This is a genomic window from Bacillus sp. RIT 809, assembly GCF_016892495.1.
In the GTDB taxonomy this organism is placed as follows: domain Bacteria; phylum Bacillota; class Bacilli; order Bacillales; family Bacillaceae_G; genus Bacillus_A; species Bacillus_A cereus_U.
Map to the genome: position 1 here is coordinate 1 of NZ_JAFEMR010000036.1, position 17314 is coordinate 17314.

The following is a 17314-nucleotide window of genomic DNA, read 5'->3' on the forward strand; positions in this document are numbered from 1 at the left end:
CGATATATTTAATTAACTTTAGTTATAATCGGTTAAATAAATCGTAACAGTTAATTACCCTACCTCTCGTTTCTTATCTCCTCCAGTGTACCAATAAAATATGTATATAAAATAAACGAATTGTAAAAATACCATAAAAATCAAACTAACTTCCAATTTACAATTCCTATATAAAAACAAAAAGGATGCCTTTACAGGGCATCCTCTTGATGTTCAGGAACAAATAGTTCCAGACAATGATATATATTTTCGAATTCCATTGGTGCGTCTCCGCCATATTCACCATCTAAGTTGATCATTAATTTATCAGGGGAATGAACTTTAATACGATTCGCTTGTGTATATAGTACTTTCGGATTGTTAATATGTTCCCCACGCTGCGCTTGTGTTGCCGCTTTAATTAAATCAGCGATAGAACCTTTTTTCAGTACTAATAAATCAAATAATCCATCGTTAATAGATGCATATGGTGCTACTTTTTCGAATCCACCAACTGAACGAGTATTCGTAATTAAAAACATCGTAATTTCTTCTTGTAGCAGTTTCCCATCATACTCAATTTCAACATATGTTGGATGTAATGATGGTAACATTTCGATTCCTTTTAAATAGTAAGCAAGTTGGCCTAATACCGTTTTTAGCTTGCTTGGTACTTCATATGTTAATTCTGTAATACGGCCGCCACCAGCGATATTAATGAAATATGTATCATTCGCTCTACCAAGATCTAACGGTACCGTTGTTCCTTCACAAATAATATCCGCAGCCTCTTCAATAACACGAGGTACACCAATCGCACGCGCAAAATCATTTGTCGTTCCAACTGGAATAATACCAAACTTTGGACGATGCTCATGTCCTACTAAACCGTTCACTACTTCATTTAATGTACCATCACCACCAGCTGCGATAACAACATCAAACTTACGATCAGCAGCTTGCCTCGCTGCCACAGTCGCATCTCCAGGACCAGTTGTCGCATGACAAGACGCTTCATATCCAGCTTGTTCTAATTTTTGTAATACTTCTGGTAAGCTCTTCTTAAATAGCTCGCGCCCAGAAGTAGGATTATAAATAATTCTTGCTCGCTTCATATTTATTAGCACAGGAAATTCCTTATTCATTGAAAAACGAATACACCGAACCCTTATTCAGTATCCCTATGCCTACCTCCTCTCATCTTCCTATCCTTCTTTAATCCCGCTCAAACAGGCAGTAAGAACCCGATTCGTGTAGCCCATCAAAAGTAACTGTTCACTCCTGATAGTTTTGTTTTATTTAACCAAGAAATTTATCCCGCTATTTGCGGGCAGTAAAACTCCCACCTCAAAATTCGGCTGGGGCAAAGAAGTTAGGTGGGAGTCGGGCTGCCCGTAAATGCCCGATTGGTGAAGGCTAATAATCAGTGGGGGATGAACAACCCCCCCACTGATTAAAGTTTCACTTTATGTCTATCCATTCTCTCACATCAATTTACATATAATGAATAATAATTATCTATTATTTCATGAGATGAAAAAAAACCTCTATGTCTAGATTTATCATTATTCCCACCTTTTTGCAACTATCATACCATAGTTGCTATAGAAACATTTTTTCACTTTTGACAGTTAATCAAACGTTTGTTTAAATTATTTTTCACCATTTAAACAAACGTTTGATTAACTCAGAAAAAACACCCAAATACGGGTGTTTTTTCTGTTTAATCTTTAAGAATCTATACTATTTTAGCGCTTATTAATCTCTTCAAGTAAGATTTTGTTAACAAGCGGTGGATTTGCTTGTCCTTTTGTAGCTTTCATAATTTGACCAACTAAGAAGCCAATTGCACGGTCTTTACCGTTTTTAAAGTCTTCAATAGATTGCTCATTATTATCAAGAATTTCTGTTACAACCTTACGAAGTGTTCCTTCGTCAGAAATTTGAACAAGCCCTTTCGCTTTAACGATTTCTTCTGGGTCTCCACCTTTTTCAATTAATTCGTTAAATACTTTCTTCGCGATTTTAGAAGAAATTGTACCTTTTTCAATTAATTGAACCATTTTAGATAAACCAGCAGGCGTTAACGCAACGTCTTTTAATTCTTTTTGTTGTTTGTTTAAGTATGCAAGTACTTCACCCATTAACCAGTTTGATGTTAATTTCGCATCAGCACCTTCTGCAACTGTTGCTTCAAAGAAGTCAGACATCTCTTTCGTTAATGTTAATACGTGTGCATCATAAGCTGGTAAACCAACTTCTTCAACATAGCGAGCTTTACGTGCATCTGGAAGTTCTGGAATAGAAGCACGAATTTCTTCTTTCCACTCATCGTCGATGTAAAGTTCAACTAAGTCTGGCTCTGGGAAGTAACGGTAATCGTCAGATCCTTCTTTTATACGCATTAAGATTGTTTTCTTCGTTGCTTCATCATAACGACGTGTTTCTTGTTGGATGATACCGCCAGATAATAATTCTTTTTCTTGGCGCACTTGCTCATGCTCAAGACCTTTTTGCACGTAATTGAAAGAGTTTAAGTTTTTCAGTTCTGCTTTTGTACCGAACTTCTCTTGTCCAACTGGACGAAGGGAAATATTCGCATCACAACGAAGAGAACCTTCTTCCATCTTACAATCAGATACACCTGTATATTGAATGATTGATTTTAACTTCTCTAAGTAGGCATATGCTTCTTCTGGAGTACGCATATCTGGCTCAGATACGATCTCGATTAAAGGCATACCTTGACGGTTGTAGTCTACTAATGAACCTTCAGCTGTATGCGTTGATTTACCAGCATCTTCTTCTAAATGAAGACGTGTAATACCGATACGTTTCTTTTTGCCGTCTACTTCGATTTCAATCCAACCATTTTCACCAATTGGCTTATCAAATTGAGAGATTTGGTAAGCTTTCGGATTATCTGGATAGAAATAGTTTTTACGGTCGAACTTCGTTTCCGTTGCGATTTCACAGTTTAATGCCATTGCAGCTTTCATTGCAAAGTTAACTGCTTCCTTATTTAAAGTAGGAAGTACCCCTGGGTATCCTAAGTCAATTACACTTGTTTGTGTATTTGGCTCCGCTCCGAATTCTGTTGGACTCGCAGAGAAAATTTTCGAATTTGTTTTTAACTCAACGTGAACCTCTAAACCAATAATTGTTTCTAAATTCATCTATGCTCGCCTCCTTACAGACTTGCTTTTTTTGTATGATAGTCTGTTGCTTGCTCAAACGCATGTGCAACGCGGTAAATTGTCGTTTCATCGAAGTGTTTACCAATGATTTGTAAACCAAGTGGCATGTTGTTAGCACCGAATCCACATGGAACAGAAATCGCTGGAACACCCGCTAAGTTTACTGGAATTGTTAAAATGTCATTTGCATACATTGTCATTGGATCGTCCACTTTTTCACCCACTTTAAATGCTGGAGTTGGCGTTGTTGGTCCAATAATAACATCGTAGTTAGCAAATACATTTTCAAAGTCATTTTTAATTAATGTACGTACTTGTTGTGCTTTTTTGTAATATGCATCATAGTAACCAGAGCTAAGAGCAAATGTACCAAGCATAATACGACGTTTTACTTCATCACCGAAACCTTCGCTACGTGTGTTTTTGTAAAGATCTAATAAATTATTTACATTATCAGAACGAACACCGTAACGTACGCCATCAAAGCGTGAAAGGTTAGCAGATGCTTCAGAAGAAGATAATAAGTAATACGTTGCTAGAGCGTATTTAGAGTGCGGAAGAGATACTTCCTCCCAAGTTGCGCCCATACCTTCTAACACTTTTAAAGCAGCTAGTACTGACTCACGAGCTTCTTCGCCAACACCTTCGCCTAAGTATTCTTTCGGTACAGCAATACGTAAACCTTTAACATCGCCTGTTAAACCAGCTAAGTAGTTTCCTACTTCAACGTTTGCAGAAGTTGCATCCATACGGTCAATACCTGAAATAGCTTGTAATAAGTATGCATTGTCTTCTACTGTACGTGTAATCGGTCCGATTTGGTCAAGTGAAGATGCGAATGCTACTAATCCGTAACGAGATACGCGTCCGTAAGTTGGTTTTAAACCTACAACGCCGCAATATGCAGCTGGCTGACGGATAGAACCACCCGTATCAGAACCTAGAGAGAATAATACTTCTCCTGCTGCTACTGCCGCTGCAGAACCACCACTAGATCCACCTGGAACGTAATCTAAGTTCCATGGATTTTTTGTAGCGTAGAAGCCTGAATTTTCATTTGAAGAACCCATTGCGAACTCGTCCATATTTAATTTACCGATTGTAACTGTTTCAGCAGCTTTTAGCTTTTGTACAACTGTCGCATCGTAAATTGGATCGAAGTTTGCTAACATTTTGCTCGCACAAGTTGTACGAAGACCGTTAGTTACAATGTTATCTTTTACACCGATTGGCATACCGAATAATAAACCATTATCCTCAGCACCAATCTTTGCATCTAATTCTTTCGCTTTCGCGCGTGCATTTTCTTCATCTAATGTAAGAAAAGCTTTTACGTTATCTTCAACATCCGAAATACGTTTGTAAGATTCTTCTACTAAATCCGTAACGGAAATTTCTTTGTTGTTTAACTTCTTATGTAACTCTGATACAGAATGATCAAATAATGACATCGAAATTCCCTCCTCTATTCTAATACTGCTGGAACACGGATTTGATTATCTTTGTGATCCGGTGCATTTTTTAATACTTCTTCTACTGGTAAACCTTTTTCTGGCACATCTTCACGCATAACATTTTTCATAGTTAATACATGAGTTGTTGGTTTTACATCAGTTGTATCTAATTCATTTAACTGTTCTGCAAATGTAACAATTGCATCTAGTTGTTTTTGAAATTTTTCTGCTTCTTGATCAGTAATTGCAAGACGTGCTAAATGTGCTACGTGCTTTACATTCTCAACGGAAATTCTTGACACGGCTAGGCCACCTCCATAATATATCGTTCAATCTACAATACTATTGATGATACCAAATTTCCAGTACTTCAAGCAAGTCAACACACGGCACTTACGGCATTTTTACATAAAAAAAGAAAGGCAAGTGCCTTTCTTTACAATTTACTCTTTATCTAACGATTTATTTTCCGGAAATCTTTCATTATCTTCCTCATTATCACGAATTGTTTTTTGTAATACAAAACAAGACATCGTTAAAAATAATGTTCCTATTAAATAGTACCCTTTTACACTAAGCGTTTCATCTAACGTGTAAATCCCAATTAGCATTCCTGACAGCGCACAAACAAATGAAGTCCATGCTAAAAACGTGAACGCTTGCGTATTTCGTCTTCTCATCGTTCTCCCCCTCGTTAGCTGTACACCCATTATAGATAAATATATTTATCACAATGGATTTTTATGTAAATTTTCTTTTTTCTATTTATTAATCTATCACAAAAAATTGCTATTTTGAAGGTAATTTTCTTTCTAATCTGAAAAAACAATCAAAAACATTGACATTTATTTCAATTCCACATAAAATAAAAACAAATATTACGAATCTCGAAATATACGGGAGTGGAAATAATTGTTGCAATATGAACATTTTTTAGACTTACTGCTAGATAACGCCAAGAAACTTTTCTATCCTGAAGAATGGGTAAGCCTTGATTTAACACTTTCCAAGACAGAAGTATTTTGTTTACTTTGGATGGAGCGAAATACAGATATTACAATGACAAAAATCGCTGATCTTCTTGATATACCGATGAGTACAACGACAGGCGTTGTAAATCGCCTTGTAAAAAAGGGCTATATTGAACGCTACCGTGATGAAAGCGATCGACGTATTGTATTAATTCGTTTAACAGAAAACGGCGTAATGCTCGTTCAAGAAGTAAAACAAAATGCGGCCCATTACTTTAGCCTAGTGACGGAAGCATTGTCAGAAGAAGAAAAAGCATTCTTACTACAAATCTTCCAAAAGATCATGAATCACATTGCTACGTCACAGCAAAAAACAGAAGAAAAGGTTTCTACACCTAAAATGAAAAACATTCCGATTGAATAAAGCCCTAACTGGGTTTTTATTCAACCATTTACTTCGATACTCGTAATATTCGACATTCGAAACAAAGGGGATAAAATGATGAGAATTATTTTGTATACAGGTAAAGGCGGCGTAGGAAAAACTAGCATTTCAGCAGCAACAGCACTTCAAAGTGCAAAACAAGGATTAAAAACACTAGTAATGAGCACAGATCCTGCTCATAGTTTAGGAGATTCATTTGGTATAAAGCTATCTTCTGAACCATTAGAAATTCGCGAAAACTTATGGGCACAAGAGATTAATACGATTTATGAAATGGAAAAAGGCTGGGGGAAATTGCAGAAATATATTACACTACTCTTCACTTCCAAAGCAGCCGATGATATTACAACAGAAGAATTAACGATGTTCCCTGGTATGGAAGATTTAATTAGCTTACTTCGAGTACTCGATTACTATAAACACAACACTTACGACGTCATCATTATTGATTGCGCACCGACTGGAGAAACTTTAGCAATGCTCAGCTTTCCAGACATGCTCGGCTGGTGGATGGAAAAACTCTTTCCTATTAAAAGAAAAATTTTAAAAGTCGTTCGTCCTGTAGCTCAACCACTCCTTGGTGTCCCCCTTCCAACCGATGATATTATGGACGAATTAACAAATACACTTGAACAGCTTGGAGAAATGAGAGATATTTTATCAAACCGAGAGGTAACCAGCATTCGCGTTGTTGTAAATCCTGAAAAAATGGTTATTAAAGAAGCTCAGCGCAGCTTTACGTATTTAAACTTATACGATTATAACGTTGATGCCATTATGATTAACCGCATCATCCCTAACACTGTCACCGATCCTTATTTTCAGGCATGGAAAGATACACAAAAGAAATATAAAACATTAATTCAAGATAGTTTTCAGCCACTTCCTATTTACGAAGCTCCGATGTTTGAACAAGAAGTTGTTGGTTTGTCTATGTTAGAACGTGTAGGAGACGCTTTATTTAAATCTGACTCTTCTCCTACGGAAGTGAAATTTAACGGTCGCACACAATATGTAAAAAAAGATGGCGATGAGTATATTTTCGTTCTCTCCATTCCCTTCTCAAACAAAAATGAACTTTCATTAAATCAAAAAGGTGATGAGCTTATTATTCGAGCTGGTTCTGCGAAGCGAAATATCACATTGCCAAAAACATTAACGCACCTTTCTATTCAAGGAGCTAAGTTTGAAGATGATGTACTAAACATTCGGTTTGGAGGTGTAGTACATGCATGATGAACTACTAAGAAAGGTAATTCGTACAAAAATAAAATTCGGTATGCTTATATTAGAAGAGTTACCGAATCCGATTCAGCAATCAGCTAAGCAAGCACTAAATATTTTACAAGAGGAGCTAGCTGCTTATCCGAAAGAACAAGAGCATCACGAAGATAATTTAAAAAGTATCATGATTGAATAATCATAAAAAAAGACCAGGAAAACTCCTGGTCCATCACTCTACTTAACAAACATTGGATTCTATGTTATACAAAATTGGAAGGTACAGAATTAGGGTTTTGTTTGTTAAGTAGATTATATGTTGAACGAGCTAACAGCGGAGGGGTTCCTACTGTTAGTCATTAAACCCAATAATTATTTTACGATTTTTTCAAGCTCATCAAGTGAAAGATCTACTGAAATGGAACCACCATTTGTTTCTTTCTTAACTGCATCTGTTACTTCTTTTGAATGGTATAATTCAATTACTTTTTTCAGTGTTGGATCATCTTTGTCCTTCGTACGAGCTGCGAAAATATTAATATAGGCCTTTGCATTTTCATTCTTTGGATCTTCTAAGAAAATTGGATCCTTTGCTGGATCTAATCCAGCTTGACCAGCAACACCGTTATTAATAACTGAAGCCGCTACATCTTTTAACACACGAGGTGTTTGCTGTGCGATAACCGGTGTAATCTTTAGCTTCTTCGGATTTTCAGCAATGCCGCTTGGATCTCCAAATAGACCGAAATCTTTCTTAAGCTTTAATACTCCAGCTGCATCAAGAAGTTTTAATGCACGCGCTTGGTTCGTTGGATCATTTGGAATAGCAATTTCTGAACCATCTGGGATTTCATTTGCTTTCTTATATTTTTCAGAGTATAAGCCCATCGGTGCAATTTGCGTTGTACCAACAGCTGTAATATCTAACTTATGCTCCTTTTTAAATTGCTCTAAGAAAGCAATGTGCTGGAATGAGTTTAGTTCAATATCTCCATCAGCTAACGCTTTGTTGGGCGTTGTGTAATCAGAGAACTCAACCAGTTTAATTTTGATCCCTTCTTTTTCAGCTTTTTTCTTTAAGATTTCCCAAGCGTCTCCATCTGTTCCAGTTACACCTACGCGAACTACTTTCTCTTTCGCTCCTGCACCTGTGTCTCCACCTGAGCAGCCGCTTAAGGCTGTAATTCCTACAATCGCTGATAATGCAAATGCTAAAATTTTCTTCATTTTCTTTTCCCCTCTTCCTTTTTATGATCTGCGTAAAAAGACTTTCGCAAAGTAGTTTCCTAAATTTTGAGCTACCTGTACAAGAATAATAAGTAAAACGACCGTTACGAACATAACTGACGTATCAAAGCGTTGATAACCATATGTCATTGCTAAGTCACCAAGACCGCCACCACCGACAAGCCCAGCAACTGCAGAAAATTCAATTAAACCAACTGTCATAAACGTGACACCTAAGATTAATGGTGCTAAAGCTTCTGGCACTAGGATTTCAAAAACAATTCTAAATGGTGAAGCGCCCATTGCTTGTGCTGCTTCAATTACCCCTTTCGGAACAGAAACAAGATTTGTTTCAACCATTCTAGCAATACCAATTGATGCAACTAACGTCATTGGGAAGATTGCTGCTGCCGTTCCAATCGTCGTTCCGATAACACTTCTTGTTATCGGACTTAGAGCTACTAAAAAGATAATGAATGGAACCGGACGAATTGTATTAATTACGATATTAAGAATAGAAAAGACCCATTTATTTTCTAAAAAGTTTCCTTTCCTCGTTACGTATAAAAGTAAACCTAGAGGTATACCGAGAATTGTAGCGAATATAAGGGTTACAATTACCATTAAGAGGGTATCCCCTGTCGCATCTAATATGCGAGGCCAAAATATACTCCAATCAACTCGCATGAGCTCCTACCTCCTTCAGCTGCACTTGCAGTCTTAGATGTTGTAATGCTTTTTGAATTTCCTTCTGTTCACCTTGTAGCTCTACAAGAAGATTTCCAAATAGCACATTTTGGAGTTCAATAATATTTCCGTAAAGAACATTTACATCGACGTTATAGTTTTTCGCAATATATGATAGTACAGGCTGCCCTGTCTCTTCCCCAGTAAAAGTCAGGCGATAAATCTGACCTCCGTTTTGAATTTTCGCTAGAACACTTTCTGGTAAGTGATCATTAATAACAGAGCGTACAAAATTTTGAGTTGTCTTTGTTTTTGGTTGTGTGAAAACGTCAAACAGTTTTCCTTCTTCAATTACTTTTCCTTTTTCCATAACAGCTACACGGTGACAAATTTCTTTCACAACGTGCATTTCATGTGTAATAAGTAGAATCGTTAAATTGTACTCTCTATTTACTTTCTTTAATAAATTTAAAATTTCTGTTGTTGTTTCCGGATCTAAAGCTGATGTTGCCTCATCACATATGAGAATATCCGGTGATGTCGCAAGTGCTCTTGCAATCCCAACGCGCTGCTTTTGTCCACCTGATAACTGTTCTGGATAATAGTTCGCTTTATCTTCTAAACCAACAAACTTTAGTAGTTCATTCACTCTTTCTTTTATCTCATTCTTCGGCAATTTCGCTAACCTTAATGGATAAGCAATGTTCCCAAACACTGTTCTTGAATTAAATAGATTAAAGCTTTGAAAAATCATCCCAATTCTTTGTCTTAGTTTCCGTAACTCTTTCGCCGATAATGATGTAATTTCTTTATCATCTATTGAAATTGTTCCTGCAGTTGGTCTTTCTAACATATTTACTAAGCGTAATAACGTACTCTTTCCAGCACCACTAAATCCGATAATGCCAAAAATTTCGCCCTTTTCAACTGACAGCGTTACATCCTCAACCGCATGAACAGATTGTCCACCTGATTCATATACTTTACTTACATTATTAAAAGAAATCATTTTCTTCCCTCCTATATGCTGTAAAACTTGAAGTAGAGCTTTCGAGGTAAAATAAAAAGTGCTCTCCTTCTTATCACTTGTAAAAGATAAGAAGGAGAGCACTTTTATGTACTCGTTCACATCTTCTCATCTTCCAAGCCTACTTTAAGCTTGCTGGAATTAGCACGGTATTAAAAAACCCGTTGCTGAGGTATCGTAGGGCCAGTCCCTCCACCTCTCTGGATAAGAGTGTATCGATTTAATTGTCATTTAATTAATTCTCATTATAGAACTCAGAATAATAAGAGTCAATACATTTTTCAGAAAAAAATTAATTATTCCTCTATTAAAATTTTCAAATAAAAAATCACAATACAATAGTAATTTTTATAGTTATGTAAAATCCTCCTCACTCATACTTTTAAAGAGGAGAATCTTCTCTACTAATTGAATAACAGTATTTCAATATGAATTCGGAGGAAGATAAATATATGAAAACAGCTCTTTTGCTCGTCGATATTCAAAATGATTATTTTCCAAATGGCAAGATGGAATTACGTAATCCAGTAGAAGCAAGTGAATATGCTGATCAGCTACTACAACATTTTAGAATTAGCAACGAACCTATTTTTCATATCCAACATGTAGCTATAAAAGATAGCGCTACTTTTTTCCTACCCAATACAGAAGGTGTCCATATTCACGAAAATGTCCGTCCACTTAGAGAGGAATCCGTTATCCTTAAACATTATCCAAATAGCTTCCGAGAAACTGATCTTCTAGAACGATTACAACGTTCAGGAATTGAGCACGTCGTAATCTGCGGGATGATGACCCATATGTGTATTGATGCTACGGTAAGGGCTGCTTTTGATTTTGGCCTTCACTGTACCGTAATACACGATGCTTGTGCTACAAAAGATCTTTCATTTAAGAATGCTACTATACCAGCTGTTTATATTCATAATACAATTTTGGCGAGTTTAAATGGAGTATACGCTAATATAATAAGTACAGAAGAGTTTTTAGCGACCTAAAAAAAAAACACTCCTTTCAGTGAGCAAAACCGAAAGGAGTGTTCTCTTGTCAAACCATAGATTTTCTTTCAAATTGTATTATACAGGAAATCCTCAAAATGAATACTAAAAAATATGACTAATAAATCAATTTTTCTCGTTGTTTTGTTTCTATTTTCATGTTTATCCCGATATTAATAGGGTTTAGCTAGTTCCAAAGAATAAATAGTAATATTTAGTAATTATTTCTCGATTCAAATTAACTAGCTTCTATTATAAATATTTTCTCAAAAAGAAGAGATCTTCACAGTATGTGAAGATCTCTTCTACTATTTCTTATAAAGTTTCAGAAGTAGTTTTTGCTTGCATGTGAAGTGCTAAGTAGTCAGGGCCACCAGCTTTAGAGTCTGTACCAGACATGTTAAAGCCACCGAATGGTTGGTAACCTACGATTGCACCAGTACATCCACGGTTGAAGTATAAGTTACCAACGTGGAAGTCTTCGCGTGCTTTTTCAATATGGTCACGGTTGTTAGTAACAACTGCTCCTGTTAAACCGTATTCTGTATTGTTTGCAATTGCAAGTGCATGATCAAAGTCTTTTGCTTTACAGAATGCTACTACTGGTCCGAAGATTTCTTCTTTCATTAAACGAGCATCTTCTGCAACGTCAGCAACGATTGTTGGTTGGATGAACCAGCCTTTAGAATCGTCTCCTTCGCCACCTGATACGATTTTACCTTCTTCTTTACCAATTGCAACATAGCTCATTACTTTATCGAATGCAGCTTGGTCATTAACAGGTCCCATGTTGATATCTTTTGCATCTGGGTTACCTACTGTTAATTCTTTTGTTAATTCAACAGCACGATTTAATACATGATCGTATACATCTTCATGGATTACTGCACGAGAACATGCAGAACATTTTTGTCCTGAGAATCCGAATGCTGATGCAACGATAGATTTAGCTGCTAATTCAAGATCTGCCTCTTTATCAACAACGATTGTATCTTTACCGCCCATTTCAGCGATAACACGTTTTAACCAAATTTGTCCTGGATTTACTTTTGCTGCACGTTCGTAAATACGAATACCTACATCGCGAGATCCAGTGAAGCTAACGAAACGTGTACGAGGGTGATCTACTAAGTAGTCACCAACTTCAGAACCATTACCTGGAACGAAGTTTACTACGCCAGCTGGTAAACCAGCTTCTTCTAATACTTCCATAAATTTCGCTGCTACTACAGGAGTTGTACTAGCTGGTTTTAGTAATACTGTGTTACCAGAAACTAAAGCAGCTGTTGTCATACCTGCCATAATTGCGAATGGGAAGTTCCAAGGAGAAATGATAACACCTACTCCTAATGGAATGTAAGAGAAACGATTATATTCAATTGGACGGCTTTCTACTGGCATACCGTCTTTTAATTTCAACATTTGACGAGCATAATATTCCATAAAGTCGATTGCTTCTGCTGTATCAGCATCTGCCTCATTCCATGGTTTACCTGCTTCTTTTACAAGAATAGCAGAGAACTCATGTTTTCTACGACGAACGATTGCTGCAGCACGGAATAAAATGTCTGCACGCATTTCTGGTTTTGACTTTCTCCAAGTTTGGAATGTTGCATCCGCTACTTGCATTGCTTTTTCAGCTAATTCACGGCTTGCTTTTGAAACGCGACCAACAAGTTCCTCTTTATTTGCAGGGTTTACAGAAACAATTTTGTCTTCTGTAGTGATTTTTTCTCCCCCGATAATTAATGGATAGTCTTGTCCAAGATAAGATTCTACTTTCTTTAAACCCTCTTCAAACGCTAATTTGTTAGCCTCTACTGAAAAATCTGTAAATGGCTCATGTTTGTATGCTACTACCATCTTTTTAGCCTCCCCTTAGAAAAACGTTTACATTTTACAACATTATTCTACACGATAATTTAGATTTATTCAAATATTCCTAGACTTATATTTTAAAAATTAATAAATTTTTAAAATATAATAAAAAAAAAGAGATTCATACATACGTATGAATCTACAAAATATGAGTATATTCCAAAACATTTTTCCCGATTAATAAAATAGTAACTAATAAAAATAAAGTCCTTACATATCCAACACCTTTTTGAACCGCAAACTTCGATCCAAAATAAGCACCTAAAATCATTGATAACCCCATAATAATACCGTATTCAAAATGAATCACATCTAAAAATAAAAAAGTAATTAAAGATACGATATTACTAACGAAGTTCAAAAGTTTTCCAGATGCTGCCGCTTGAATAAAATCCAAACCAATTAATAAAAATGCAAAAATTAAAAAGGATCCTGTCCCCGGTCCAAAAAAACCATCATAAAACCCTATCATTAAAATAACTAAGAAAAATATTAATGTTTTTCCTTTTGTCATCTTTTTATAGGTAGATGCACTTCCCCAATCTTTTTTTGCAATAATAAAAATAGCAATAAAAACCAACATTACGAGTACTAGTGGACGCAAAATATCAGGCGGAATAAACTTTACTACTAAAGCACCTGCGACCGCTCCAATAATAGTTAATGGGATTAACTTTCCTACAATCCGAAAATCAACCTTACCTGATCGAATAAAATAAATTGTACTGGTAAGCGTCCCCATCGTTGCTGCCAATTTATTCGTTGCGATTGCCGAAGCTGGTGATAAACCAACAAACATAAGTGCAGGAAGCGAAATTAACCCTCCCCCTCCAACAACCGAATCAATAAAAGCAGCTAAAAACCCGAATGCAATTAATAAAATAATGACTTGAAAGCTTAGTTCTTCCATGACTTTGCCCCTTACCCCTTTATTTGTAACCTTTAAAATTATAACAAAATTTTTCAAGAAAAAAAGCTGTTCCTTTACGGAACAGCTCTCATCTTTTAATCTAAAATTTTCACAAACGGTTCATCTTGCTTCGCTTCACGTATAATAATAGCTTCTGGCCGCTCTACAGATTTAATCGTTACTTGTACTTTCATATAATTCGGGAAGTATTCCATAACAAGTCCAGCTACATATTGTGTAAATCCAATTACTTCAGCTTTTCCATTGAATTGGACAGGAATATCGAGCTTCATTTCTTTTAATTCATCATCTCTATACATTCCAGTACCGATAACAGCTGTATAATCACCTTGGAAATACTCACTTAACTTCGCTTTAAAGTTTGACACCCTTGCAAGGTCTTCACGTTTATTATCCGCTTTTGCTTGTTCAGACGGGAACAAATAATATTTCTCATTGATTGGTTTCCAATCCTCAACCGTTTCACTACCTTTTTCTACCTTAGCATAAGAAACAAAATTCCCTGGCACAAGTGAAGACTTTGGACCTTGACGATAAATTGCAAATGTTATCGGAACATTTTTTGTCGCAGCGTCTTTTTGATGCATGACTTTCAAGATTTCTTGTGCCATTCTTTTCCCTTCAGCTAACATTTTTTCATCTGGGATTGCAGCTTCACGTGGATACCCATGCTCTTCCTCATAATATTGAATAGAATTCATCGCTAATCCAATTACAATGCCATCAGGTTCAACATCGTTCCCACCTTTTTGTACGTAGTAATCATGCTCTAAAATATTTGAGATATACATTGGATTTTTTTTATTTTTCACTTCTAGTGACTCCGAACCTTCACTTAAGGCTGGATTCAGTCCGATATTCGGAAATTTAACTGCATCTTTTTTCAACTTATCCTCTAGCTCTTTTTGTTCAGCATCTGTACGCTTTCTTTTTACAAGCATTTGTATATTTTGAGCATCTAGAACCTTTCCGCCTCTAAAGAAATAATCTTTCGTACTAAATGATTCTTTGGCAATGCGCATTAGTCCTGTTTCAAATTCATCTATATCTAGACGACTATTTAAACCTTGTACAACTAAACCACGTGCCTTACCTGGATCAAATGGAACCGTTGTCTTATAATATTCATCCGAAATGGAGTATTTCGGGACAACTGCTTGTTCTTTCGCTTTCCCTGATTTCTCAACTGCTTTTTCATCTTTATTGGAACCCATACTACACCCACTTACAAGTAGGCTAAGACTTAATACCGCTAACGCTATTTTTTTCATCGTAAGTTTGCACCTCTTACTTATTCAGCTCTTGTAAGAACCTCTCTTCATTCCAAACTTCAACATTGTGCTTCTCTGCTTGCGCTAATTTCGAACCAGCAGCTTCACCAGCAACAACTAAATCCGTACTTTTACTAACACTTCCTGTTACTTTTCCACCTAATGCCTCAATCTTCTTCTTTGCTTCACTGCGTCCCATAACTTCTAATTTCCCTGTTAAGACGACAGTTTTCCCTGCAAAGTACGATTCAACATTTTGTAGATCAGCAACTTTTATACCTTTGTATGCCATGTTCACGCCATACTCTTTAAATTGTTGTAATAGCTCTAATACGTCTTCATTATCGAAATACGTTACAACGGATTGAGCCATTTTTTCACCAATCTCGTTAATTGTTTTTAGTTCTTCTTCCGTTGCTTTCACAAGCTCATCCATCGTTTCAAAATGCTCAGCAAATGTACGTGCGGCTTTCGCACCGACGTGGCGAATACCAAGACCGAATAATAATCGCTCTAATGAGTTTTCCTTCGAATTCTCAATTGCTTGTACTAGATTTGTCGCTGATTTTTCACCGAAACGTTCTAGTTGTAATAATTGCTCTTTCGTCAATGAATATAAATCAGCAAACGTACGAATATAATCCGCATCAAAGAGTTGTGTAATTACACGTTCTCCAAGTCCATCAATATTCATTGCATTTCTTGAAACGAAATGGATTAATCCTTCACGAATTTGAGCTGGACAAGTCGGATTTATACATCGAAGTGCTACTTCTTCTTCTAAACGAACAAGTTCACTCTCACATGCTGGACAATGCGTTGGCATATGATATTCTTCTTCCTCACCAGTACGCTTATCAAAAATAACGTTCACAACTTCAGGAATGATATCTCCAGCCTTTTTCACAACAACGTAGTCACCAATTCGAATATCCTTTTCACGAATTAAATCTTCGTTATGTAAAGAAGCACGACGAACGATAGTACCAGCCACTCTAACTGGCTCGAGCTCCGCAGTTGGTGTTACAACCCCTGTGCGGCCGACACTTAATTCAATCCCTGTTAATCTCGTCACAACTTCTTCAGCTGGGAATTTATAAGCTATTGCCCATCTTGGACTCTTTGCTGTAGTTCCTAAGCTTTCTTGAATAGCAACATCATCTACTTTTATAACGATTCCGTCAATCTCATAATCAAGATGCGGACGTTTTTCTTGCCACTCTGCTACATAGGCTATTACGTCTTCAATTGTTTCACATGTACGACGATTTGGATTCGTCTTAAATCCAAGCTCACCTAAGAAATCCAGTGATTCACTGTGGGATGGAATTGTTTTTTCTTCTACATTAGCAAGACCATACACAAACATAGATAAGTTACGCTTCGCTGCAATTTTCGGATCAAGTTGGCGTATCGATCCTGCTGCCGCATTACGTGGATTCGCAAATACATCTTCACCATTTTGCTCTTTTTCCTCATTTAATTTAACGAATGAACGCTTCGGCATATAAGCCTCGCCTCGCGCTTCTAACGTTACTTCTTCATTTAATCGAAGTGGAATTGCTTTAATCGTTTTCAAGTTCTGGGTAATATCTTCACCCGTTACACCATCACCACGTGTTGCACCTTGAATAAAGCGTCCTTTTTCATAATGAAGTGAAACAGCAAGTCCGTCAATTTTTAATTCGCATATATATCTTACATTCGTATCATCAATTCCTTGACGTACTCTTCGGTCAAAATCACGCAAATCTCCTTCATTAAATGCGTTACCTAAACTTAACATCGGTGATTTATGCGTTACCTTTTCAAATATATCAAGTACAGCTCCCCCAACTCGAATAGAGGGGGAGTCTTCCGTTACAAATTCAGGGTTCTCTGCTTCTAATTTCATAAGCTCCTGCATATCACGGTCATATTCCGCATCAGAAACAGAAGGATTGTCTAATACGTGATATTGATAGTTAAATGTATTTAACAAATCACGCAGTTCTTCTATACGTTTTTTTGTTATCTCTTTTGACATAT

At 36.5% G+C, this 17314-nt stretch carries 16 protein-coding genes and 1 riboswitch; of the genes, 4 read left to right on the forward strand and 12 right to left on the reverse strand.

All coding sequences use genetic code 11. The annotated features are described in order from the left end of the window. Positions 1–191 precede the first annotated feature (191 nt). The 5 genes from JTF23_RS25345 to JTF23_RS25365 all read right to left on the reverse strand — a co-directional run bounded on the left by JTF23_RS25345 (position 192) and on the right by JTF23_RS25365 (position 5310). Entirely contained in the window at positions 192–1094 is a 903-nt protein-coding gene (locus tag JTF23_RS25345; protein WP_033714579.1) for a diacylglycerol kinase, read from the reverse strand. Positions 1095–1727: 633 nt separating this feature from the next. Continuing rightward, a complete protein-coding gene (gene gatB / locus JTF23_RS25350) occupies positions 1728–3155 on the reverse strand; it encodes an Asp-tRNA(Asn)/Glu-tRNA(Gln) amidotransferase subunit GatB (RefSeq protein ID WP_002201956.1) in 1428 nt (475 codons plus the stop codon). A 14-nt stretch (positions 3156–3169) separates the two neighbouring features. Beyond that, positions 3170–4627, reverse strand: a complete 1458-nt coding sequence (gene gatA, locus JTF23_RS25355) for an Asp-tRNA(Asn)/Glu-tRNA(Gln) amidotransferase subunit GatA (protein ID WP_002201957.1) — start codon at positions 4625–4627, stop codon at positions 3170–3172. Between the two features lie 14 nt (positions 4628–4641). Continuing rightward, the gene (gene gatC, locus JTF23_RS25360) at positions 4642–4932 is read right to left on the reverse strand and encodes an Asp-tRNA(Asn)/Glu-tRNA(Gln) amidotransferase subunit GatC (protein WP_000086999.1); all 291 of its coding nucleotides are present in this window, start codon (positions 4930–4932) and stop codon (positions 4642–4644) included. 141 nt (positions 4933–5073) lie between these two features. Continuing rightward, complete coding sequence (locus tag JTF23_RS25365; RefSeq protein WP_002201958.1) at positions 5074–5310, reverse strand: YiaA/YiaB family inner membrane protein; 237 nt, start codon at positions 5308–5310, stop codon at positions 5074–5076. Between the two features lie 232 nt (positions 5311–5542). On the opposite strand from JTF23_RS25365, the gene JTF23_RS25370 reads away from it, so the two are divergent. The 3 genes from JTF23_RS25370 (at position 5543) to JTF23_RS25380 (ending at position 7466) form a co-directional block, all read left to right on the forward strand. Beyond that, complete coding sequence (locus JTF23_RS25370) at positions 5543–6025, forward strand: MarR family winged helix-turn-helix transcriptional regulator (RefSeq protein ID WP_002113502.1); 483 nt, start codon at positions 5543–5545, stop codon at positions 6023–6025. Between the two features lie 75 nt (positions 6026–6100). Continuing rightward, positions 6101–7282, forward strand: coding sequence for an ArsA family ATPase (locus JTF23_RS25375; RefSeq protein WP_002159484.1), 1182 nt, complete (start codon positions 6101–6103; stop codon positions 7280–7282). Beyond that, positions 7275–7466 (forward strand): DUF3926 domain-containing protein, encoded by a 192-nt coding sequence (locus JTF23_RS25380; RefSeq protein WP_078179980.1) that lies wholly within the window; start codon positions 7275–7277, stop codon positions 7464–7466. The genes JTF23_RS25375 and JTF23_RS25380 overlap by 8 nt, the downstream gene beginning before the upstream one ends. 173 nt (positions 7467–7639) lie before the next feature. On the opposite strand, the gene JTF23_RS25385 is transcribed toward JTF23_RS25380, so the two are convergent. Genes JTF23_RS25385 through JTF23_RS25395 form a run of 3 tightly spaced genes read right to left on the reverse strand, consistent with a single transcriptional unit; the run spans position 7640 to position 10190 of the window. Then, positions 7640–8494, reverse strand: a complete 855-nt coding sequence (locus tag JTF23_RS25385) for a MetQ/NlpA family ABC transporter substrate-binding protein (RefSeq protein ID WP_204210063.1) — start codon at positions 8492–8494, stop codon at positions 7640–7642. Between the two features lie 21 nt (positions 8495–8515). Beyond that, positions 8516–9181: a methionine ABC transporter permease gene (locus tag JTF23_RS25390; RefSeq protein WP_204210064.1), complete on the reverse strand. Its 666-nt coding sequence runs from the start codon at positions 9179–9181 to the stop codon at positions 8516–8518. Further along, entirely contained in the window at positions 9171–10190 is a 1020-nt protein-coding gene (locus JTF23_RS25395; RefSeq protein ID WP_016103391.1) for a methionine ABC transporter ATP-binding protein, read from the reverse strand. The genes JTF23_RS25390 and JTF23_RS25395 overlap by 11 nt, the downstream gene beginning before the upstream one ends. A 123-nt stretch (positions 10191–10313) precedes the next feature. Then, positions 10314–10419: riboswitch (SAM riboswitch) on the reverse strand. 241 nt (positions 10420–10660) lie between these two features. Here JTF23_RS25395 and JTF23_RS25400 point away from each other — a divergent pair. After that, on the forward strand, positions 10661–11206 hold the full coding sequence (locus tag JTF23_RS25400; RefSeq protein ID WP_204210065.1) for a cysteine hydrolase family protein: 546 nt from the start codon (positions 10661–10663) through the stop codon (positions 11204–11206). Positions 11207–11521: 315 nt separating this feature from the next. On the opposite strand, the gene pruA is transcribed toward JTF23_RS25400, so the two are convergent. The 4 genes from pruA to ligA all read right to left on the reverse strand — a co-directional run bounded on the left by pruA (position 11522) and on the right by ligA (position 17312). Next, on the reverse strand, positions 11522–13069 hold the full coding sequence (pruA, locus tag JTF23_RS25405; RefSeq protein ID WP_002159489.1) for an L-glutamate gamma-semialdehyde dehydrogenase: 1548 nt from the start codon (positions 13067–13069) through the stop codon (positions 11522–11524). 154 nt (positions 13070–13223) lie between these two features. After that, positions 13224–13994 carry a TSUP family transporter gene (locus JTF23_RS25410; RefSeq protein ID WP_002159490.1) on the reverse strand — a complete coding sequence of 257 codons (771 nt, stop codon included), beginning with the start codon at positions 13992–13994 and terminating at the stop codon, positions 13224–13226. Between the two features lie 95 nt (positions 13995–14089). Beyond that, entirely contained in the window at positions 14090–15286 is a 1197-nt protein-coding gene (locus JTF23_RS25415; RefSeq protein WP_016103388.1) for a CamS family sex pheromone protein, read from the reverse strand. A gap of 16 nt (positions 15287–15302) precedes the next feature. After that, positions 15303–17312, reverse strand: coding sequence for an NAD-dependent DNA ligase LigA (ligA, locus tag JTF23_RS25420; RefSeq protein WP_016103387.1), 2010 nt, complete (start codon positions 17310–17312; stop codon positions 15303–15305). Between the last annotated feature and the right edge of the window lie 2 nt (positions 17313–17314).